This window comes from Pseudomonas sp. PDM32 (assembly GCF_019219225.1).
GTDB lineage: Bacteria > Pseudomonadota > Gammaproteobacteria > Pseudomonadales > Pseudomonadaceae > Aquipseudomonas > Aquipseudomonas laurylsulfatiphila.
Genome location: NZ_JAHUWE010000016.1, coordinates 54093 through 75870 on the forward strand (window position 1 = coordinate 54093; position 21778 = coordinate 75870).

Below are 21778 nucleotides of genomic sequence, written 5' to 3' on the forward strand. Positions count from 1 at the left end.
TACGACAAACAGTTCGCCGTTATACTCGCGCCTCTGTTTGGGAGCCAGCATGATTTCTTTGCCAATCGATGAAGTTTTACCCGCCCTGCGTGAAGCCCTCGCTACACGCCACGAAGCCGTGCTCGAAGCACCGCCCGGCGCCGGTAAAACCACCCGCGTACCTTTGGCCCTGCTCAACGAGCCGTGGCTCGCAGGGCAGGCCATCCTGATGCTCGAACCCCGCCGCTTGGCCGCACGCGCAGCGGCGGAGCGGCTGGCCAGTGAGCTGGGGGAAAAGGTCGGTGAAACCGTGGGCTATCGCATTCGCCTCGACAGCAAGGTCGGGCCCAATACCCGCATCGAAGTGGTCACCGAAGGCATTCTCACCCGGCGCTTGCAGGATGACCCGGCGCTGGAAGGCGTGGGTCTGCTGATCTTCGACGAATTCCACGAGCGCAGCCTGGACGCTGACCTGGCCTTGGCTCTGAGCCTCAATGGCCGTGAACTGTTTCGTGACGACCAGCCGCTGAAAATCCTCTTGATGTCCGCCACGCTTGAAGGCGAACGCTTGGCCGGGTTGCTCGACGACGCACCGATCCTGCGCAGCGAAGGGCGCATGTACCCGGTGGCGATGCGCTGGGGTCGGCCGTTCCAGGCCGGTGAATTCATCGAGCCGCGCCTGGTGCAGACCATCCTTGAAGCCTTGAACGACGAGACCGGCAGCGTGCTGGTGTTTCTGCCGGGGCAAGCGGAAATCCGCCGCGTGCATCAGCAATTGGCCGATGCCTTGGGTGACAACCCACAGGTTCTGTTGTGTCCGTTGCACGGCGAACTGGACCTGGCGGCGCAACGGGCGGCGATTGATCCGGCACCGCCGGGTAAGCGCAAAGTGGTGCTGGCCACCAACATTGCCGAAACCAGTTTGACCATCGACGGCGTGCGCGTCGTGATCGATGCCGGGCTGGCGCGAGTACCGCGTTTCGACCCGGGCAGCGGCATGACCCGTCTCGACACCCAGCGCATTTCCAAGGCCAGTGCGACCCAGCGCGCGGGCCGGGCCGGGCGTCTGGAGCCCGGTGTTTGTTATCGCCTGTGGTCCCAGGACCAGCACGAGCAACTGGCGGCTTATGGCAGTGCGGAAATCCTCTCGGCGGACCTTGCCGGGCTGGCCCTGCAATTGGGGCGTTGGGGTGTGACACCCGGGCAACTGGTGTGGCTTGACGTGCCACCGGCCGCCGCTTATGCACAGGCTCAGGATCTGCTCGAACGCCTGGGTGCACTGGACGGTGAAGCGCTGACCCGTCACGGCCAAGCCATGGCCGAACTGCCGGCCCATCCGCGTATCGCGCATTTGCTGTTGCGCGGCCAGGCGCTGGGTCTGGCGGAAATGGCGTGCGACGTCGCCGCACTGCTCGGCGAACGCGACATTTTGCGTGGCGCCGGGGCGGACTTGCACAGCCGACTGGTATTGCTGTCTGGCGAAGAACGCGCCGCACGTGGCGCGCAGGGGGGCGTGCAACGCGCACGGCAACTGGCGCGCCAATACCGTGGTTACTTGCGCGGCAAAGCCTCGGAGCCGGTCAGCGATCCTGATCATCCCCGCTGGCTCGGTGCATTGCTGGCGTTGGCCTATCCCGACCGCGTCGCCCAACAACGGCGTGCCGGTGGCGCGGAGTATCGCTTGGCCAACGGACGTGCCGCGCTGTTCGCCGAGGCCGACAGCCTGATGAAGCAGCCGTGGCTGGTGATCGCCGATCTGGGCAGTCGCCAGGGGCAACGCGAAGAGCGGATTTATCTGGCGACGGATTTCGATCCGGCGCTGTTCGACTCAGTGCTGGCCGAGCAGGTGCGTTGCGTCGATCAACTGGATTGGGATGAGCGCGAAGGTGTGCTGCGGGCCGAGCGTCAGCGCAAGGTTGGTGAATTGATCCTCAGCCGTGAACCGCTCACCGGCCTCGACGAAAGCGCCCGCAGCCAGGCGCTGGTGAATCTGGTGCGGCGCAAAGGCCTGGAGCTGTTGCCATGGACCCCGGAGCTGCGTCAGTGGCAGGCACGAGTAGCGTTGTTGCGGCAGCTGGACCTTGCCGGCAAGGGCGAGAGTGAGTGGCCGGATGTCAGCGATGCAGCGTTGCTCAAAAGCCTGGAACACTGGCTGATGCCGTATCTGGGTAAAGTGTCGCGTCTCAGTCACTTCGCCAATCTGGACCTGTCGAGCATCGTCCACAACCTGCTGCCGTGGCCGCTGCCGCAGCGGCTGGACGAGTTGGCGCCGCATCATTTGAGCGTGCCGTCGGGCTCGTCGATTCGCCTGGACTACAGCGAACAGCCGCCGATTCTGGCGGTGCGTCTGCAGGAGTTGTTCGGCCTGGCCGAAACCCCGCGCATTGCCGGCGGGCGGCAAGTGGTCAAGCTGCACCTGCTGTCCCCGGCTCGGCGGCCGGTGCAGGTGACACAGGACCTGGCGAACTTCTGGCGCAGCACCTACGCCGAAGTGAAGAAGGATTTGAAGGGGCGGTACCCGAAGCATTACTGGCCGGATGATCCGCTGGTGGCCGAAGCGACTGCGCGGATCAAACCGCGTAAATAGCGGTTAACACCGTACTCTGTGGCGAGGGGGCTTGCCCCCGTTCGGCTGCGAAGCAGTCGCAATACATTGCATGCGGAGGATCTGACAGAACGCGGTAACAGGTTTTGGGGCCGCTTCGCGACCCAACGGGGGCAAGCCCCCTCGCCACAGGGGATCAGTCTGAGCTTTCGGACTTGGCGGTCAGTTGCTCGCGGCAATAGTCGGCGAACAGCTGCGCCGGCTTGGTCAGTTGCCCGCGCTTGAGCCAGGCGGCCACCAGCCCGGAGCCGGTGACGTCTTCGGCGATGTCCACGCACACCACTTTCTGCCCGTCGTAGGTGCACTCCGAATGTGGTTTGGTCACCAGGATCGAGAAACCAAAGCCTTGTCCGACCATGCCGCGCACCATCTCGATCGATGGCGAGCTGAAGGCAATGCGCGGGGTCAGGTCCAGCTCTTCGAACAGGCTGACGAAATAGGTCCGGCTCGGCTGCACGTCCAAAAGAATCATCGGCTCCAGGCATAGGTCCCGCAGTGAGACTTGTGCCTGCTGGGCAAAACGGTGATCGGCCGGCAGCAGCGCATAAGGCCGTTGCGCCGGCATCAAGGGTTCGGTTGCGATGGTGCCGTCGAGATCGTGCTCATAGAGGATCGCCAGATCGAAGGCGCCGGAGGTCAGGCCCTGCACCAGTTCTTGCTGCTCGCCGTCGCGGATGCGGATTTCCACTCCCGGGTACAACGCCGAAAATCCGGCGATCAATTGCGGCAGGTACAGCGGCGCGACGGTTTCGAAGCAGCCGATATCGATCTGCCCGGACACCACATCGTTGTCGGCCAGGGCGTTCTGCTCGAACTCCTTGGCCATACGCAGCAGTTCCTGGGCCTTGCGGTAGAAGCGTGCACCACTGGGCGTCAATGACACGCCCTGGGCGTGATGGCGAATCAGCAATTGCACACCGAAGCTGTCTTCCAGCCCTTTGATGGCCGTGGAGATCGACGGCTGGGCGATGTACAGCTTGCGCGAGGCCTCGGCGACGCTGCCGCACTCGACGGTGGTGATGAAGTATTTCAGTTGACGCAGATTGTAGGCAGCCACAGCAGACCTCGGGGGAGAACGAATCAGGCATCCAGGCAATTTGCGCGCCACCCCTATCCGCTCGGGTAGCGATTTGTTGTGGTTGAACAATAACCACATGCTGCGCCAGAAGGGAGATTGGCTACGTAGTTTTTTCTTGGCCTGCGAACACATTTTTACTGGTTTTCCACCGCTCGGGCCTGAGCGACTATCCAATACACAAGAATGTCCTCTGGAGCATCCGAACGTGTTCGAGCTTGAGTATTGGCAACGCAAAGCCGCTTCCCTGCGGTTTCCCGACCAGGCCGTGATCGATGGCCAGCGCCGAGCTGCGCAATCGTGGCAGACTTTCGCGGCGATCAACCCCGCCACCGGGCAATGCCTGGCCAATGTCGCGGCCTGTGGCGAGGAAGATGTGAATGCGGCGGTGCGCAATGCGCGGCAAGTGTTTGAAGCCGGCACCTGGTCGGCACGTTCGCCGACCGAACGTAAACAAGTGCTGCTGCGCCTGGCCGACTTGATCCTCGAAAACCGTGAAGAACTGGCGCTGCTCGATTCGCTGAACATGGGCAAGCCCGTCACGGATGCCTACAACATCGATGTGCCGGGTGCTGCCGGGGTGTTCCGCTGGTACGCCGAGAGCCTCGACAAACTCTACGATCAGGTCGCACCGAGTGCGCAGAATGTGCTGGCGACCATCACCCGCGAAGCCCTTGGCGTGGTGGCTGCCGTGGTGCCGTGGAATTTTCCGCTGGACATGGCCGCGTGGAAACTCGCCCCGGCCCTGGCCGCGGGTAACTCGGTGATTCTCAAGCCGGCCGAGCAGTCGCCGTTTTCGGCCTTGCGTCTGGCGGAGCTGGCGCTTGAGGCTGGTGTGCCTGCGGGTGTGTTGAACGTACTGCCGGGCCTGGGCGAGCAAACCGGCAAGGCCCTCGGCCTGCACCCGGACGTCGATTGCCTGGTGTTCACCGGCTCCACTGAGGTCGGCAAATATTTCATGCAGTACTCAGCCCAGTCGAACCTGAAACAGGTGTGGCTGGAGTGCGGCGGCAAGAGCGCGAACCTGGTGTTCGCCGATTGTCAGGACCTGGATCTGGCTGCCGAAAAAGCCGCGTTCGGCATCTTTTTCAATCAGGGCGAAGTCTGCTCGGCCAACTCGCGATTGCTGGTACAGCGCTCGATTCATGACGCGTTCGTGGAACGCCTCAAGGCCCAGGCTGAACGCTGGTTGCCGGGCGATCCGCTGGACCCGTCGAGCGCCGCCGGTGCCATCGTCGACAGCCGTCAGACCGCGCACATCATGAAGTTCATCCAGCAGGCCGAGCAGCAGGGCGCGACCAAGGTTTGTGGCGGTCGGCAGTCGATCTTCAACGGCTCCGACAACTTCATCCAGCCGACGATCTTTACCGGCGTGACGCCGGACATGCCGCTGTTTCGCGACGAAGTATTCGGCCCGGTTCTGGCCGTCACGGCGTTCGACGACGAGGCCCATGCATTGCAATTGGCCAACGACAGCGTCTACGGTCTGGCGGCTTCGCTGTGGACCGACGACCTCAACCGCGCCCACCGCGTGGCGCGACAATTGCGAGCGGGCACGGTGTCGGTCAACAGCGTCGATGCACTGGACGTGACCGTACCCTTTGGCGGCGGCAAGCAGTCCGGTTTCGGCCGCGACCTGTCCCTGCATTCATTCGATAAATACACCCAGTTGAAGACCACCTGGTTTCAATTGCGCTGATAACAAAACGGAGAACAGGCGATGACCACACCACGTGAAACCCGCGACTACCAGGCCGCCGACGCTGCGCACCACATCCATGCGTTCGTCGATCAGAAAGCCCTCAACGACGAGGGGCCACGGGTGATGGTCCGTGGCGAGCGCCTGCACCTGTGGGACAACGATGGCCGCCGTTACCTCGACGGCATGTCCGGGTTGTGGTGCACCAACCTCGGTTACGGGCGCAAGGACCTGGCGGCCGCGGCGAGCCAGCAACTGGAACAGCTGCCGTACTACAACATGTTTTTCCACACCACCCACCCGCAGGTGATCGAGCTCTCCGAGCTGCTGTTCAGCCTGCTGCCGGGTCACTACAGCCACGCGATCTACACCAACTCCGGCTCCGAGGCCAACGAGGTGTTGATCCGCACGGTGCGTCGCTACTGGCAGGTGCTCGGCAAGCCCGAGAAGAAGATCATGATCGGCCGCTGGAACGGTTACCACGGTTCGACCCTGGCCGCGACGGCGCTGGGCGGCATGAAGTTCATGCACGAAATGGGCGGCATGATTCCGGACATCGAGCACATCGACGAGCCGTATTTCTTCGCCCACGAAGGCAACCTGACGCCAGCCGAATTCGGTCTGCGCGCGGCCCGGAAACTGGAAGCGAAGATTCTCGAACTGGGTGCGGACAAGGTCGCAGGCTTCATCGCCGAACCCTTCCAGGGTGCCGGCGGGATGATCTTTCCGCCGGAAAGCTACTGGCCGGAAATCCAGCGCATCTGCCGCAAGTACGACGTGCTGCTGTGTGCCGATGAAGTGATCGGCGGCTTCGGTCGTACCGGCGAATGGTTCGCCCACGAGTACTTCGGATTCGAGCCGGACACCCTGTCCATCGCCAAGGGCCTGACCTCGGGTTACATCCCCATGGGCGGCTTGATCCTGTCGAAGAAAATGGCCTCGGTGCTGGTGGAGCAGGGCGGCGTGTTTGCCCACGGCCTGACCTATTCCGGACACCCGGTGGCGGCGGCGGTGGCGATTGCCAACCTCAAGGCCCTGCGCGATGAAGGCGTGGTGACGCGGGTCAAGGACGACATCGGCCCGTACCTGCAACAGTGTTTGCGCGAAGTGTTCGGCAAGCACCCGTTGGTGGGCGATATCCAGGGCACCGGCATGGTCGCGGCGCTTCAATTGGCTGAGGACAAATCCACTCGCAAACGCTTCGCCAATGAGAACGACATCGCCTGGCGCTGCCGGACGATTGGCTTTGAAGAAGGGGTGATCATTCGTTCGACATTGGGCCGGATGATCATGGCGCCGGCGTTGATTGCCAGCCGTGAAGAGATTGACGAATTGATCGCCAAGACCTTGAAGGCGGTGGATCGTACGGCGCAGGAATACGGCCGGCTCTGACATTCTCGCAAGGGCAATAAGCATAAAAGATCGCAGCCTTCGGCAGCTCCTACAGGGGATCGTATTCCAATGTAGGAGCTGCCGAAGGCTGCGATCTTTTTGCTGTTCTCAAGCTTTGCACCGACCTCGGGCATCCCCGCCCACAACGCCCTTTCGCAGTGCGCGCTAACGAGTTTTTTCATCGTTCGCATCCACATATTTCCTCATTTTCCTAATCCCGCCCTTGGGCCAACATCGATCTCGCCAGCCCGCCGAATGCTGCCCGCCGAAGGGTCCCTCAGAGACCACAGGTTGCAGCCGATTCAGGGCTCGCCGTACTGCCCATGACAAAACTAAATCAACAGCTTTGGGAGTGCTCCATGATCAAGTCCTTGCTTACGCGCGTTGTCCATCCACTGGCGGTCACCGCCATCGCCGCGACGGTCGCCACCAGCGCCCAGGCCGGCACCCTGTCCATCGGCCATACCACCTGGGTCGGCTACGGTACCCTGTACCTGGCCCAGGACCTGGGCTACTTCAAGGAAAACGGTTTGACCGTCGAATTGCCGGTGGTCGAAGAGGCGGCGATGTACATGGCCGCACAAGCGTCCGGCGAATTGTCCGGCTCGGCGTCGACCATCGACGAGGTGCTCAAGTACCGTCCGCAGTTCTGCTTCAAGGCCGTCGCCGCGCTGGACGACAGCCATGGTGGCGACGGCGTGCTGGTGGGCAAGGACGTCAAGAGCCTGCAGGAGCTCAAAGGCAAGGCCGTGGCGGTCAACGAAGGGTCGACCTCGCAATTCTGGTTGTCGTATCTGCTGAAAAAGAACGGCATGAAAATGAGCGACATCACCGTGCAGAACATGACGGCTGACGATGCCGCCACCGCGTTCATCGCCGGTCGCGTACCCGCTGCCGTGACCTGGGAGCCGCACTTGTCGATGGTGCGCGACAAGCAACAGGGCAAGGTGCTGGTCGACAGCAGCAGTACACCGGGGGTGATTGTCGACGTGGTGGCGCTGAACTGCACCGTCATCGAAAAACAACCGGAAGACGTCAAGGCACTGGTGGCCGGTTTGTACAAAGCCGTGCAGTACACCAAGGATCATCCGCAGGAAGCCTACAAGATCATGGCCAAGGGTGTCGGCGGGTATCTGGCCGATCCGAAGGAGCTCGAAGCGGCCGCCCAGGGCGTGCGTTTCTACGATCAGGCCATGAGCGAAAAACTGTTGGGCGCGCCGGGCAAGCCGGGTGACAGCGCACCGCTGATCAAACTGGCCAACGAGACCGCCAGCGAGCTGCAAGGCAAACCCTACAACGTCAGCAATGACGACCTGATCGACAACCGTTTCGTCACCCCGCTCTAGGAGGCTGCATGTTCAAGCGCAATTCGTGGCTGAGCCGCTGCATCACGCCCAAGACCGGTCTGCCGGTCTCGGTGATCTGGAGCGCGAGCGGCCTGGCCTGGGTGCTGTTGGTCGGTCTGTGGGCCGGGTTGTCCTACGGCGGTGTGGTGCCGGGCATGTTCCTGCCGACGCCGGGCGCGGTGGTCGAGGCCGCCGTACGCCTGGGTCGCGATGGCACCCTCGGCCAGCATGTGTGGGCCAGCGTCGAAGTGGTGATGGTCGGCTTCATCGTGTCGTCCCTGGTGGCGGTGCCGCTGGGGCTGTTGATGGGCAGCTTCCGCATCGTCCAGGCGTTCCTGGAGCCGATGGTCAACTTCATTCGCTACCTGCCGGTGACTTCGTTCGTACCGCTGTTCATCCTGTGGATCGGCATCGGCCTGGAGCAGCGGGTCTCGGTGATCATTTTCGGCGTGTTCTTCCAGCAACTGGTGATGATCGCGGACGTGTCCAAAGGCATCTCCAAGGACCTGATCAACGCCTCCTACACCCTCGGTTCCAATCGTCGCGATGCGGTACTGCATGTGATCGCCCCGGCTTCCCTGCCAGGCGTGCTCGACACCCTGCGGGTGACCATGGGCTGGGCCTGGACTTACCTGGTGGTGGCTGAACTGGTCGCCGCTTCCAGTGGCCTGGGCTACCTGAGCCTCAAGGCCATGCGCGGCTTCCAGGTGGATGTGATTTTCCTCGCCATCGCGATCATCGGCCTGCTGGGCCTGGTCACCGATCAACTGTTCCGCTTCCTTCGTCTGAGGATTACCGCATGGGCTCAGTAACCGCCGCCACTCATCGTTTTGTCGCCCCTCAGGCTGCCCCGGTGAACGCACCTCGGCTGCAGGTGGACAAGGTCAGCCTGCGTTACCAGAAACCGGATGGCGGGACCTTTACCGCGTTGGAAGAAGTGTCGTTTGAGGTGCCGGACCAGCAATTTGCCGTACTGGTGGGGCCGTCGGGTTGCGGTAAATCGAGCCTGCTGTACCTCACCGCCGGCCTGGCCGAACCGACGTCGGGGGAGATCTACGTCGGCGGCCAACAAGTGGAGGGCCCCGGCGCGGATCGCGGCATGGTGTTCCAGAGCTACACGCTGTTCCCGTGGCTGACCGTGCGGCAGAACGTCGAGTTCGGCCTCAAGCGGCGCGGCATGCCGGCGGCGCAGCGCAAGGATATTGTCGACTACTACGTCAATGAAGTGGGCCTGAGCGGCTTTGCCGACAACTACGCCAAGCAGTTGTCCGGCGGGATGATGCAACGCGTCGCCATTGCCCGCGCGCTGGCCAACGACCCACAGATCCTGTTGATGGACGAACCCTTCGGCGCCCTCGACAGCCAGACGCGCCTGCAAATGCAGCAGTTGTTGCTGCGGGTGTGGGGCAACAGCAAGAAGACCGTGTTGTTCGTGACCCACGACATCGACGAGGCGATTCTGCTCGGCGACCGGGTTTACGTCATGGGCGCCAGGCCGGGGCGGATCAAGCAGATCCTCGATGTGCCGATCGAACGACCGCGCAACCTGGACATGGTCATGGAGCGTTCGTTCATCGAGATGAAGCGCGAGATCTTCGGGCTGCTGCATGATGATCTGGAGGAGGTGCACTAAGTCAGGTTTGCACAGACCCTGTGGGAGCGGGCTTGCTCGCGAAAGCGGTGTATCAGACAACATTGATGTCGGATGTACTGGCCTCTTCGCGAGCAAGCCCGCTCCCACAGGATTTGCATCTGACTTGAGTGAGTCGCTACGGCGCAACCGGCAACAGGAACCGCGCAATCACCGGCAAGTGATCGGAGATACGCAACGTATCGTCCTGCCGCACCATGGCCTCCACCCGTTTGATCCGCGGACTGTAGAACAGGTAGTCGACGGTCCGGTCCGGGCCGTTCAGCCCGGGGTCGTTCGGATAGTGGGTCAGCCAGCGGTCGCGGTCGATCCCGCTGGCTTCGTTGTTGGTCGGGATCATCGGGTATTTGTCCCACAGCAGGTGCAACGGGCTGTCGGCGGAGTAGGGTGCGCGTTGCGCATCGGACAGGCGTCGATACTGACCCAGGGGCAACAGGTTGAAATCCCCGCCGATCAACCACGGCGTGCCACGGCTTTCGAGTTTATCGAGGGTCCTGGCCACGGCGTTCACCTGGTTTTGCAGGGTGTTGTCGGCTTGGGTCGCACGCTCCAGATGGGTATTGAGCACCGCCATCTGCCCATCGTCACTCAACGGCAAGTAACTCACCAGCAAGGCGTTTCTGGGTTTGAACTGGCGGCTGAGCGGATTGCCCGAGACAACGGGCAGTTGCAGGCGCTGGGCATGTTCGATCCGGTAACGGCTCAGGGTTGCCAGTTGCCGGCCGACGCTGCCGAAGATATGCGGGTCCGGGATGAAATCGGCCTTCCAGTCGAAAGCGCTGACGTTGCAGGGGTACAAATCGGCGAGCCGCTCCTGCAGCAGTTTGAACTGGTGCTGGTAATCGCTCGCCTTGGCGCCGTCGTCCATCTCCTGCAACAGCACGATGTCCGGTTGTTCGTCGCGAATCACCCGCGCCACTTCGTCGAGGCTGAAGGCAATGTCTTCCGCTGTGGGGCGTTCGTCGGTACCGGCGGCCAGGTCATTCCAGAACACGTAACGCTTGCCGGCCAGGAACTGGACGTTCCAGGTCATCACTTTCAGTGCCTGCCCGGGAACCAGGGTGGGTGCCTGGGGACTGCAACTGACGGGCAACTCTTCTTTGGCGTCGGGGCGCCAGGTCAGGCTGTAGGTTGTCACGGCGATCAGGCCGATCACGATCAGCAGGCCCAGCAGGGTGTGGCGCAGTAGACGGGTCATGGCTCGGCTTATTGGCGTTGCAAAATTGTTCCCGAGCATACCCGAGAGCAATGGGCGCACCCAAGGTCAGAGCGAGTTGTCATTGCTCTCAGGCAACGGGTTGATCAGCATGAACAAACGGAACAGCACCACGCTGGTAAACAGCTGCAGGAAACTGTGGGCGCTGTCGATCAGCAACGAGATCACCGGGTTCTGCGGTTCAGGGTACACCGCCAGTGTCGCCCCCTTGAGCAGCCACAGCGGGCCCATCACACACAGAATGCACAGCAGGATGCGCAGGAAGTGACCTTGGGTCATGCGCAGGCTTTCCTTCATGGCCGCCAGCGGCGCCATGCCGCGCAACACCAGCAGATATTCGCCAAACGCCAGGGTCACCATCAGATAGATGCCCGGCAGGAAATACAGCGACAGGCCCAGCAGAATCAGTACGGTATTGAGCGCCGTCAGCAGGGCGAAGCGTGGCCACAGGCTCGCCGCCATCGCAAGCAGGTCGCGGTTGCGCGGCGATTCGCCCCGGCTGCGGGCGTCAAGAAACAGAATCAGCGCGGCGGTGTACAGCGGGTACACCAGCAAGCCGACAATCACGCTGATGCCGGGGAAACTGTCCGGCTCCGTGGAGTGGTCGACCACTTGTTGCAGCAGCGCCTCAAAAATGACCAGCGGCAGGCACAGTTGCACGATCTGGCCCAGATTGCGCTTGAAGAAATACAGGGAGTCACGCAACACATCTAACGGATTCATCGGTTGGTATCGCAGGTTGAAAGCAGTGGTCCACTTTAACCGATCAAGTGCCGGGAGACGCAAACGTAAACGTTCAGTAAAGGTCATTGAAACAGTTTGTTTCAGCCTCCATTAAGGTCGGGCACCTTATCCTCATTGGATAAAGGCAACGATTTTCCCGGCAATCTACGAGGTCGCCATGAACAGCGAAGAACAAACCCTGATCGATGGACTGTTTTCCCGGCTGCAACAGGCCGAAACGGACTCAGCCCCGCGCGACGCCCAGGCCGAGGCGCGGATCAAGGAGCACCTGACGCGCCAGCCTGCGGCAGGATATTTCATGACCCAGGCGATTCTGGTGCAAGAGGCAGCGATCAAGAGCCTCGATGAGCAGAACCAGCAACTGACCCGGCAAGTCCAGCAATTGCAGGCCGAACTGCAACAGGCCAAGGCCCAGGCGACCCCGGCTCCAGCGTCGAGCGGCGGTGGCTTTTTGTCGAGTATCTTTGGCGGCGCTTCCCGTGATCCACAACCGGCACCGACCCAGAGCTCGGCGCCATCGAGCGGTGGCTGGCGTGAACCGGGGCGCTCGTCGTTCGGTTCGCAAGCGCCACAGCAGAACTTCGGTGCCCCGCCACAGAATTTTTCACAGCAGGGCTATGCCCCGCAGCAGCAAGCACCGGCAGCGGCCGGCAGCAGTTTCCTCGGTGGTGCGCTGAAAACTGCCGCTGGCGTGGCGGGTGGCGTGATGCTGGCTCAAGGCATCAGCAGCCTGTTCCATCACAATCAGCAACCGGAAGTCGTCGAAGTCATCAAGGAAGAGCCGGCCCAGGTCAATGACCAGGGCAACAATGGCTGGGGCGATGACCAGCGCATGGCCGGCAATGATTCCTGGAGCAATGATCAGGGCGGCTTCAGCGACGCTGACTACAGCGATGACTCGTTGTTCGGCGGCGACGACGATTCCTTCGTCTGACACCCAGTGGCGAGGGGGCAAGCTCCCTCGCCACATAGCCGATTATTCGCGGAACCATCCTCTGGGCTGGCATACTGGGCGACCTTTCGGGCCTGGTGCCTGATTCAGCCTTGAGGAAAGCCGGTGAAAAAAATCGCAGTGTTCGCCGATGTCCAGAACCTCTACTACACCGTGCGTCAGGCTTATGGTTGCCACTTCAACTATGCCGCGCTGTGGGCTGATATCAGCCAGCAGGGCGAGATCGTCGAAGCTTATGCCTACGCCATCGACCGTGGCGACAGCAAACAGCAGCAGTTCCAGCAGATCCTGCGTAACCTCGGTTTCACCGTGAAACTCAAGCCGTTCATCCAGCGCAGCGATGGTTCGGCCAAGGGTGACTGGGACGTTGGCATCACCCTCGACATCATGGATGCCGCCGACCATGTCGACGAGATCGTGCTGGCCTCTGGCGATGGCGATTTCGACATGCTGCTCGAACGCATTATCAGCAAGCATGGTGTGCAAGCCGTGGCCTATGGCGTGCCAGGCTTGACGGCCAACTCGCTGATCCGCGCCGCCAGCCGCTACGTGCCGATCGAAGGCGCGTTGTTGCTCAAGAATTGATTTTTACGGAGTTGAAACAGGTTTGGAACGCATCGCAGTCATCGACTTTGAAACCACCGGGATCTCCCCGAGCAGCAGCTGCCGAGCCACGGAAATTGCCGTGGTGATCCTTGAGCAGGGGCGCATCGTCGAGCGTTACCAAAGCTTGATGAACGCCGGCGTGCGCGTCCCGGCTTTCATCGAGCAGCTCACCGGCATCAGCAACGCCATGCTGCGCACCGCGCCGTCGGCGGAGCAGGTGATGAACGAAGTGAATGAGTTCGTCGGCACCACACCCTTGCTCGCGCACAACGCCGCGTTCGACCAGAAATTCTGGGACTTCGAACTCGGGCGAATCAAGCGCACCCGTTTGCAGAACTTCGCCTGTTCGCTGCTCTTGGCCCGCCGTCTGATGCCCGCCGCGCCGAACCACAAACTCGGCACCCTCACCACGTTTGCCAACCTGCCGCACACCGGCAAGGCCCACCGGGCCATGGCCGATGCCGAGATGGCGGCCAACCTGACGGCGCACCTGGAGGAAGAGTTGCTCCAGAAGCATGGCCTGCGCGAGCTGTCCCATGACTTGCTGTGCAAGTTGCAGAAGGTCCCGGCGGCGAAGGTGGGTGAGCATCTCAAGCGCTATCGCTGATCCCGAACTCACCACAAATCCCCTGTAGGAGCTGTCGAGTGCAACGAGGCTGCGATCTTTTGACTTTGATTTTTTAAGATCAAGATCAAAAGATCGCAGCCTCGTTGCACTCGACAGCTCCTACAGGGGGGAGTTATTTGCCGTTGCCTTCGATATGCCCCAACGGCACTCGCTTCTCTATCGCACTCGACAACACGATCGACGTCTTGCTGAACCCGAACGTGGCGATCCGGTTGATCAGATCCTCCAGCTCCGGCATCGAGCCCACCGCGGCTTGCATGATCACGCACGGATCGCCGGTCACCCGATGGCATTCGGTCAATTGCGGGATTTTGATCAGGTCGTCGTAGGCCTTCTGGTTGCCGTGCTGGTTCAGGCGCAGTTCGATCACGCACTGGATCGGCAGGCCGAGCTTGGCCATGTCGACCTTTGCCTGATAGCCGGTGATTACGCCACTGGCTTCGAGCTTGGCCACGCGCTCGGCCACCGCCGGGGCGGACAGGTTGACCTTGCGTGCCAGGTCGGCGTAGGACGCGCGACCGTTTTCCAGCAGGGCGCTGAGCAGCATGCGGTCGTATTTGTCCATGGTGCGACTCCTGAAAGTGGTCGACTTTCGAAAACACGGTTTATAGCGCTGAACTCCGTGTTTTGAAAAGTGTACTGGCGCTTTAAACAGGTTTTGTAACTTATTTTCCGTCACCAGCCTTTCTAGAATAGCCGTTCACTTGTCCTTGCCTGTGAGCTGCCCCCATGTCCGGCCTTCGTCGCTTTCCCTTACCTTTGATCGCTGCCTTTTTCGCCTTGTACGTGATTTGGGGCTCGACTTACCTGGTGATCCGTATCGGCGTGGAATATTGGCCACCGCTGCTGCTCGCCGGCATCCGTTTCGTCATTGCCGGGATCTTGATGTACGCCTTCCTGCGCTGGCGCGGGGCGCCGGCACCGACCTGGGCACAGTGGAAAGCCGCCGGAGTCATCGGGATTTTGCTGCTGGCGTGTGGCAACGGCGCGGTCAGTGTGGCCGAGCACACGGGCGTGGCCTCCGGGGTGGCGGCTTTGGCGGTGGCGACGGTGCCGCTGTTTACCCTGCTCTGTGGGTATTTCTGGGGTGCGCGCAATACCCGCCTGGAGTGGGCCGGGATTGTGCTCGGGCTGATCGGCATAGCCATGCTCAACCTGGGTTCCAACCTGCAATCGAGTCCATTGGGTGCGGCGTTGCTGATCTTTGCGGCGGCGACCTGGGCGTTTGGCTCTGTTTGGAGCAAACATTTGCCGTTGCCTCAGGGCGCGATGGCCAGCGCTGTGGAAATGCTGGTGGGTGGCGTAGTGCTGCTGATCGCCAGTGCGGTCAGCGGTGAACACCTGGACAAGGTGCCGCCCATCGAAGGTTGGGCGGCCCTGGCGTACTTGACCGTGTTCGGCTCGATCATCGCCTTCAACGCTTACATGTACCTGTTGAAGCACGTGCGCCCGGCGGCTGCTACCAGTTATGCCTACGTCAATCCTGCGGTGGCGGTGTTGCTGGGGATCGTGTTCGTCGGCGAGACCATCGGCATCGAAGAAGCGCTGGCGATGGCGGTGATCATCAGCGCCGTGGTCTTGATTGGCCTACCGCAGTGGCGTCGCGCGCCAGAGCGGCCGGTGGTGACGTCGGCAGTACCGACAGAATCCCGAGTGAATTAGGGTAAACTGCGCGGCATTGCATCTTGTTTTGCACACTTGTTTGAACAACCCGCGCAGAATTTTCCTACGGTACTCCCATGACTTTCGCCACCCTTGGCCTGATCGAACCCTTGCTGCGCTCCCTTGAGACGCTCGGCTACCAGACTCCGACGCCGGTTCAGGCGCAAGCTATTCCGGCGGTGCTGGCCGGTCGCGACCTGATGGCCGCCGCCCAGACCGGCACCGGCAAGACTGCCGGTTTCGCCCTGCCGCTGTTGCAACTGCTGGCCATGGAAGGGCCGAAAGTCACCGCCAACTCGGTCCGCGCGCTGATCCTGGTACCGACCCGCGAACTGGCCGAGCAAGTTCACGAGGCCGTGCGCCAGTACGCCGAAAATCTGCCGCTGCGTACTTACGCGGTGTACGGCGGCGTCAGCATTAACCCGCAAATGATGAAGCTGCGCAGCGGTGTCGACCTGCTGGTGGCAACCCCGGGCCGCTTGCTCGACCTGTTCCGCCAGAACGCATTGAAGTTCAACCAGCTGCAAACCCTGGTGCTGGATGAAGCCGACCGCATGCTCGACCTGGGCTTTTCCGAGGAGCTGGCGAACATTTACCGCGCGCTGCCGAAGAAACGCCAGACGCTGCTGTTCTCCGCGACCTTCTCCGATGACATCCGCCTGCTGGCCGGGCAGATGCTCAACGACCCGCTGAGCATCGAAGTCAGCCCGCGCAACGTGGCGGCCAATACGGTCAAGCAATGGATCGTGACGGTGGACAAGAAGCGCAAGCCGGAACTGTTCGTGCACCTGATGCGCAAGGGCAAGTGGAAGCAGGTACTGGTGTTCGCCAAGACCCGCAATGGTGTGGACGCGCTGGTGGAAAAACTTCAGGGCCTGGGCATCAACGCCGACGGCATCCACGGCGACAAGCCCCAGGCGACTCGCCAGCGCGCACTGGACCGTTTCAAGGCGAGTGAAGTGCAAATTCTGGTCGCCACCGACGTGGCCGCCCGTGGCCTGGACATCGAAGACTTGCCGCTGGTGGTCAACTTCGACCTGCCAATCGTCGCCGAGGACTACATCCACCGCATCGGTCGTACCGGCCGTGCGGGCTCGACCGGCGAGGCGATTTCCCTGGTGTGCGCCGACGAAGTGAATTTGCTGTCGGCCATCGAGATGCTGACCCGCCAGACCTTGAAGCGGCAGAACGAGCCGGACTTCGAGCCGGAGCACCGCGTACCGGACACCGATGCCAGCGGTCAGGTGATCAAGAAGCCGAAGAAACCGAAGAAGCCCAAGGCTTCCGGCGGTGGCGGTGGTAAGCGCAATCTTGGCAAGTGGGTGGATAGCGGAGAGGTTGCGCCGGCGGAGCCTTCGATCAAGCCAGTGCGCAAGGTGCCGGTTTTCAATACCGGGCCGCGTAAGCGCAAGCCTTAAGATACGCAGCGTTAATTAAGCCGCCTTCGCGAGCAAGCCCGCTCCCACAGGGGATTTGTGTCATGCACAAATCCCCTGTGGGAGCGGGCTTGCTCGCGAAGGGCGCGCCTCGGTCTTCAGCCCTCGCGCCGCAACCACTCCACCATCCCCAACCCCGCCGCTCGCCCACTGGCAAAACACGCGGTCAGCAGATAACCGCCCGTCGGCGCTTCCCAATCAAGCATTTCCCCGGCGCAAAACACGCCAGGCATTTGCTTGAGCATCAAGCGCTCATCCATCGCCTCGAACAACACACCGCCCGCGCTGCTGATGGCCTCGTCCAGCGGACGGGTTTTCACCAGTGTCAGTGGCAATGCCTTGATCGCCTTGGCCAGCAAGGCCATATCGGCAAAGCAATCGGCGCTGGTCAGTTCACGCAACAGCGCCGCTTTTACCCCATCGATGCCCAACTGACTGTGCAGATGCTTGGCCATCGAGCGTGAACCTCGTGGTTTGCTCAACGCCGCCAGAACTTTATCCACAGGCCGGCCCGGCAGTAGGTCCAGATGAATCGTTGCCGAACCTTGCTGGTTGATTGCATCGCGGATCGGTGCCGACAGGGCGTAGATCAAACTGCCCTCGATCCCGGTGGCAGTGATCACACATTCGCCGAGCCGGGGCACATCATCATTGAGACCGATGGCGATATTTTTCAGCGGCGCGCCGGCGAATTTACTGACCATCAATTCGCTCCAGGCCTGCACCTCGAAGCCGCAATTGCTCGGTTGCAACGGCGCCAGTCCTACGCCGTGCTGCTCCAGTGGCAGCATCCATGCACCGTCCGAGCCCAGGCGCGACCAACTGCCACCACCGAGGGCGAGCAGGGTGGCATCGGCCTGAACGGTTTTTTCGCCTTCCGGGCTGTCGATGCGCAAACCGCCATGCTCGTTCCAGCCGAGCCAGCGGTGGCGGGTGTGGATAACTACGCCGGTGTCGCGGAGGCGCTTGAGCCAGGCGCGCAGAAGCGGAGCGGCTTTCATGTCGGTGGGGAACACCCGGCCGGAGCTGCCGATAAAGGTTTCGATGCCCAGGTTGTGAATCCACTGGCACAACGCATCGGCACCGAAGCCGCGCAACAGTGGGGCGATTTGCGGGGCGCGTTCGGCGTAGCGCGAGAGAAACGCCGGGTAGGCTTCGGAGTGAGTGATGTTCATGCCGCCGACACCGGCCAGGAGGAATTTTCGTCCAACCGAAGGCATGCCGTCGTACAGGTCGACCTTGATTCCGGCCTGGCTCAGCACTTCAGCGGCCATCAAACCGGCAGGACCGCCGCCGATGATGGCGACGTGAGGGAGGAGGGCTGGTGAAGGTTGAGTCATGGGATGCACTGCGGTCTGGCGGGATAAGCCGGGCATTCTACCAGCCAGAATCCCTGTGGGAGCGGGCTGCTCGCGAAAGCGGAGTGTCAGTCGAAATCCATGAATCTGATGCACCGCCTTCGCGGGCAAGCCCGCTCCCACAGGGTTCGGTGGTGTTTGCCAGTGCTGGTTAAAAAACAACCACCGCTCTGTAGCCTTTACACCGTGTGGGCTGCAGGCCCTTTCACTCAGGTTATCCACAGGCAGCTCCACAGGCATTGTGGGTAAAGCATCCACAACTCAGTGACAGCCTGATGACTGCCAGACGCGCTGCGCGCTGTGATGGAGGATGCCGTGGCGCCGGGCCAGGGCCTGGCGGTCCTTGCTGTAGCCGCCGCCGATCACCCCGACTACAGGGATGTCGCGGCCCAGGCAATGGCGCATCACGCTTTCATCGCGGGCGGCGACGCCTTCGTCTGTCAGCTTCAGATAACCCAGGGCGTCGTCCTTATGCACATCGACCCCGGCGTCATACAGCACCAGATCCGGTTGGTAGAGCGGCAGCAGGTAGTTGAGCGCATCGTCCACCACCTTCAGGTAGTCGGCATCGCCCATACCGTTGGGCAGCGGAATGTCCCAGTCACTTTCGGCTTTGCGCGCGGGAAAGTTCTTTTCGCAGTGCAGGGAAACAGTTACCGCTTCCGGAGTGTGGTGCAGGATTCGTGCGGTCCCGTCGCCTTGATGCACGTCGCAATCGAAGATCAGCACCCGGTTCACCCGACCACTTTCCAGCAGGTAGTGGCTGATCACCGCCAGGTCATTGAAGATGCAGAACCCGGCCGGGTAGTCGTAATGCGCATGGTGGGTGCCGCCCGCGAGGTGACAGGCCAGGCCATGCTCCAGCGCCTGCTCGGCCGCCAGCAGCGAGCCGCCGACTGCGCGCACCGTGCGCCGGGCCAGGGCTTCGCTCCAGGGCAGGCCGAGGCGGCGCTGGTCTTCGCGGGACAATTCGCCACTCATGTAGCGTTCGATATACGAAGGGTCATGGGCGAGGGCGAGAATGTCCGCCGGACACAGATCCGGGCGCAGCAGGTCGGCGTCGCGGGTCAGGCCGCTGTCCACCAGGTGATCGCGCAGCAGGCGGAACTTGTCCATGGGGAAGCGGTGATCCGCCGGAAATTCGGGACTGTAGTCTTCGTGATAAATCAGCGGCAGTGGCATGGTCATTTCATGTAGGAATGAGAGAAGGATCCTACCAGCGTTGTAGACTGGCGACATTGTAATGGAGGGGCGGGGCACGATGGAGCCAATACTGGAGCTTGAAAGCGCTCGGCTGCTGTTGCGCCAGTGGCGCGATGAAGATTTGGCAGACTTTGCGGCGATGTGTGCCGATCCGCAGGTGATGCGCTATTTTCCAGGCACCTTGAGCCGCCTGGAAAGTGCGTCATTGATCGGGCGAATCCGTGGTCATTTCGCCGAGCATGGTTATGGGCTCTGGGCCTTGCAGCGAAAGGACTCTGGCCAGTTCATCGGGTTTACCGGGCTCAATGTGGTCGGATTCGACGCGCCATTCACTCCCGCGACGGAAATCGGCTGGCGCCTGGCCCGCGAGCACTGGGGCCTAGGTTACGCCAGTGAAGCGGCGTGGACCGCTCTGCGCTGCGGGTTCGACCGCTTGCCGCTGAAAGAGGTGGTGGCCTTCACGACGCAAACCAACCTGCCGTCAGAGAAAGTCATGCAGGCCATCGGCATGCACCATGACCCGGCGGATGACTTCGATCACCCGCGACTCGAGGCCGATCATCCGTTGCGTCGGCACGTTCTGTATCGCATCAGCCGCGAACAATGGCTGAAAACCTTGCATGGATAAGCTGGCACGGACGTTTACAATGGCCCCATGCTGGCCCGGGCCGGAAACTGAATCGACCGTTGCAGCCAAGACTGCGCGGCAATGTTTTGCGTGAGGAGAGTCTGAATGAGCCAAGTGTTGGAAGATCTGGTCGACTTGCTGACCCTGGAACCGATCGAAGAAAACCTGTTCCGCGGCCGTAGCCAGGACCTGGGTTTTCGTCAGCTGTTCGGTGGCCAGGTACTCGGCCAGTCGCTGTCGGCGGCGAGTCAGACGGTAGAAGAGGCGCGCCATGTGCATTCGATGCACGGCTATTTCCTGCGTCCGGGTGATGCCGGTTTGCCGGTGGTGTATCAGGTTGACCGGGTGCGTGACGGCGGCAGTTTCAGCACGCGCCGGGTGACGGCGATCCAGAAGGGTCACCCGATCTTCACGTGCAGTGCGTCATTCCAGTACGACGAGGAAGGCTTTGAGCACCAGAGCAAAATGCCGGTTGTGGTTGGCCCGGAAAATCTGCCTTCTGAGCTGGAAATCACCCAGCAGCGCGCGCACCTGATTCCCGAGAAAATGCGCGAAAAGCTGTTGTGCCCCAAGCCGATCGAATTCCGCCCGGTGACTGAAAAAGATCCCTACAACCCGCTGCCGTGCGATCCGGTCAAGTACGTCTGGTTCCGCGCCGACGGGGCCTTGGCCGATTCGCCGGCGCTGCATAAATACCTGCTCGCCTATGCATCGGACTTCGGCTTGCTGGTCACTTCGATGCAGCCCCACGGCAAGTCGGTCTGGCACAAGGACATGCAAGTCGCCAGCCTCGATCACGCACTGTGGTTCCACCAGAATCTGCGTGCCGATGACTGGCTGCTCTACGCGATGGACAGCCCGTGGGCCGGCAACTCGCGCGGATTCTCCCGAGGCAGTGTGTTCAACCGCGCCGGACAACTGGTGGCCTCGGTCACCCAGGAAGGCTTGATCCGTCACCGCAAGGATTGGGCGTGAGCCTGGCTGACGTGCGTCACTGGGTGTTCGACATGGACGGCACCCTGACCGTGGCCGTGCACGACTTTGCGGCGATTCGCGTAGCCTTGGCGATTCCTGCCGAAGCCGACATCCTGACCCACCTCGCCGCACTGCCGGCCGATGAAGCCGCTGCCAAGCATGCGTGGCTGCTGGAACACGAACGGGACCTGGCCCTCGGTTCGAAACCGGCGCCGGGCGCGGTGGAGTTGGTGCGCGAGCTGGCCGGGCGCGGTTATCGCCTGGGCATTCTCACGCGCAATGCCCGGGAGCTGGCGCATGTCACGCTGGAGGCCATTGGCCTGGCCGACTGCTTTGCGGTCGAGGACGTGCTGGGGCGTGATGAAGCACCGCCGAAGCCGCATCCGGGCGGGCTGCTGAAACTGGCCGAAGCGTGGAGGGTGCCGGCAAGCGAGATGGTGATGGTCGGTGATTACCGCTTTGATCTGGATTGCGGACGGGCGGCGGGGGCGCGCACGGTGCTGGTGAACCTGCCGGATAACCCGTGGCCGGAATTGACCGATTGGCATGCGGCGGATTGTGTCGAGTTGCGGCAGATGCTGTCGGCTTGAGGAAATGGTTGGCTGATCTGACGCCTTCGCGAG

Annotated in this window: 20 protein-coding genes; 14 read left to right on the forward strand and 6 right to left on the reverse strand. The window is 61.9% G+C overall.

Annotation, left to right across the window (positions count from 1 at the left end; genetic code table 11):
* The first annotated feature begins 49 nt into the window (after positions 1 to 49).
* Positions 50 to 2566 (forward strand): ATP-dependent helicase HrpB, encoded by a 2517-nt coding sequence (gene hrpB / locus KW846_RS26085; RefSeq protein ID WP_218486017.1) that lies wholly within the window; start codon positions 50 to 52, stop codon positions 2564 to 2566.
* Positions 2567 to 2720: 154 nt separating this feature from the next.
* Here hrpB and KW846_RS26090 read toward each other — a convergent pair whose 3' ends face one another.
* On the reverse strand, positions 2721 to 3641 hold the full coding sequence (locus KW846_RS26090) for a LysR substrate-binding domain-containing protein (protein WP_007975825.1): 921 nt from the start codon (positions 3639 to 3641) through the stop codon (positions 2721 to 2723).
* Positions 3642 to 3867: 226 nt separating this feature from the next.
* Here KW846_RS26090 and KW846_RS26095 point away from each other — a divergent pair, with 226 nt between their 5' ends.
* The 5 genes from KW846_RS26095 (at position 3868) to KW846_RS26115 (ending at position 9729) form a co-directional block, all read left to right on the forward strand.
* On the forward strand, positions 3868 to 5358 hold the full coding sequence (locus KW846_RS26095; RefSeq protein ID WP_218486018.1) for an aldehyde dehydrogenase: 1491 nt from the start codon (positions 3868 to 3870) through the stop codon (positions 5356 to 5358).
* A 21-nt stretch (positions 5359 to 5379) separates the two neighbouring features.
* Positions 5380 to 6750 (forward strand): aspartate aminotransferase family protein, encoded by a 1371-nt coding sequence (locus KW846_RS26100; protein WP_218486019.1) that lies wholly within the window; start codon positions 5380 to 5382, stop codon positions 6748 to 6750.
* A gap of 359 nt (positions 6751 to 7109) precedes the next feature.
* The gene (locus KW846_RS26105) at positions 7110 to 8096 is read left to right on the forward strand and encodes an ABC transporter substrate-binding protein (protein WP_007975819.1); all 987 of its coding nucleotides are present in this window, start codon (positions 7110 to 7112) and stop codon (positions 8094 to 8096) included.
* Between the two features lie 8 nt (positions 8097 to 8104).
* A complete protein-coding gene (locus KW846_RS26110) occupies positions 8105 to 8908 on the forward strand; it encodes an ABC transporter permease (protein WP_007975817.1) in 804 nt (267 codons plus the stop codon).
* Complete coding sequence (locus KW846_RS26115) at positions 8896 to 9729, forward strand: ABC transporter ATP-binding protein (RefSeq protein ID WP_218486020.1); 834 nt, start codon at positions 8896 to 8898, stop codon at positions 9727 to 9729. The genes KW846_RS26110 and KW846_RS26115 overlap by 13 nt, the downstream gene beginning before the upstream one ends.
* Before the next feature lie 136 nt (positions 9730 to 9865).
* Here KW846_RS26115 and KW846_RS26120 read toward each other — a convergent pair whose 3' ends face one another.
* Together KW846_RS26120 and KW846_RS26125 are read right to left on the reverse strand one after the other, a co-directional pair.
* Entirely contained in the window at positions 9866 to 10945 is a 1080-nt protein-coding gene (locus tag KW846_RS26120; RefSeq protein WP_218486021.1) for an endonuclease/exonuclease/phosphatase family protein, read from the reverse strand.
* Positions 10946 to 11011: 66 nt separating this feature from the next.
* The gene (locus KW846_RS26125) at positions 11012 to 11686 is read right to left on the reverse strand and encodes a YciC family protein (RefSeq protein WP_007975811.1); all 675 of its coding nucleotides are present in this window, start codon (positions 11684 to 11686) and stop codon (positions 11012 to 11014) included.
* A 178-nt stretch (positions 11687 to 11864) separates the two neighbouring features.
* Here KW846_RS26125 and KW846_RS26130 point away from each other — a divergent pair, with 178 nt between their 5' ends.
* From KW846_RS26130 to KW846_RS26140, 3 genes are all read left to right on the forward strand, one after another.
* A complete protein-coding gene (locus KW846_RS26130) occupies positions 11865 to 12641 on the forward strand; it encodes a DUF2076 domain-containing protein (RefSeq protein ID WP_218486022.1) in 777 nt (258 codons plus the stop codon).
* A gap of 123 nt (positions 12642 to 12764) precedes the next feature.
* A complete protein-coding gene (locus KW846_RS26135; RefSeq protein ID WP_007975807.1) occupies positions 12765 to 13244 on the forward strand; it encodes an NYN domain-containing protein in 480 nt (159 codons plus the stop codon).
* Positions 13245 to 13266: 22 nt separating this feature from the next.
* On the forward strand, positions 13267 to 13872 hold the full coding sequence (locus KW846_RS26140; protein ID WP_007975805.1) for a PolC-type DNA polymerase III: 606 nt from the start codon (positions 13267 to 13269) through the stop codon (positions 13870 to 13872).
* A gap of 133 nt (positions 13873 to 14005) precedes the next feature.
* Here KW846_RS26140 and KW846_RS26145 read toward each other — a convergent pair whose 3' ends face one another.
* Positions 14006 to 14458: an Lrp/AsnC family transcriptional regulator gene (locus KW846_RS26145; RefSeq protein ID WP_046041720.1), complete on the reverse strand. Its 453-nt coding sequence runs from the start codon at positions 14456 to 14458 to the stop codon at positions 14006 to 14008.
* Between the two features lie 164 nt (positions 14459 to 14622).
* Here KW846_RS26145 and yedA point away from each other — a divergent pair, with 164 nt between their 5' ends.
* Positions 14623 to 15555, forward strand: coding sequence for a drug/metabolite exporter YedA (gene yedA, locus KW846_RS26150; RefSeq protein WP_218486023.1), 933 nt, complete (start codon positions 14623 to 14625; stop codon positions 15553 to 15555).
* 77 nt (positions 15556 to 15632) lie between these two features.
* Complete coding sequence (locus KW846_RS26155) at positions 15633 to 16973, forward strand: DEAD/DEAH box helicase (RefSeq protein ID WP_007975800.1); 1341 nt, start codon at positions 15633 to 15635, stop codon at positions 16971 to 16973.
* A gap of 116 nt (positions 16974 to 17089) precedes the next feature.
* Here KW846_RS26155 and KW846_RS26160 read toward each other — a convergent pair whose 3' ends face one another.
* On the reverse strand, positions 17090 to 18331 hold the full coding sequence (locus KW846_RS26160; RefSeq protein WP_218486024.1) for a TIGR03862 family flavoprotein: 1242 nt from the start codon (positions 18329 to 18331) through the stop codon (positions 17090 to 17092).
* Positions 18332 to 18610: 279 nt separating this feature from the next.
* Positions 18611 to 19531 (reverse strand): histone deacetylase, encoded by a 921-nt coding sequence (locus KW846_RS26165; RefSeq protein WP_104451362.1) that lies wholly within the window; start codon positions 19529 to 19531, stop codon positions 18611 to 18613.
* A gap of 79 nt (positions 19532 to 19610) precedes the next feature.
* On the opposite strand from KW846_RS26165, the gene KW846_RS26170 reads away from it, so the two are divergent.
* The 3 genes from KW846_RS26170 (at position 19611) to KW846_RS26180 (ending at position 21745) form a co-directional block, all read left to right on the forward strand.
* Positions 19611 to 20180, forward strand: coding sequence for a GNAT family N-acetyltransferase (locus KW846_RS26170; protein ID WP_218486025.1), 570 nt, complete (start codon positions 19611 to 19613; stop codon positions 20178 to 20180).
* A gap of 105 nt (positions 20181 to 20285) precedes the next feature.
* Positions 20286 to 21155 (forward strand): acyl-CoA thioesterase II, encoded by an 870-nt coding sequence (gene tesB / locus KW846_RS26175; RefSeq protein WP_218486026.1) that lies wholly within the window; start codon positions 20286 to 20288, stop codon positions 21153 to 21155.
* Positions 21152 to 21745, forward strand: coding sequence for an HAD family hydrolase (locus KW846_RS26180; RefSeq protein WP_218486027.1), 594 nt, complete (start codon positions 21152 to 21154; stop codon positions 21743 to 21745). Before tesB ends, KW846_RS26180 begins: the two co-directional genes overlap by 4 nt.
* Positions 21746 to 21778 lie beyond the last annotated feature (33 nt).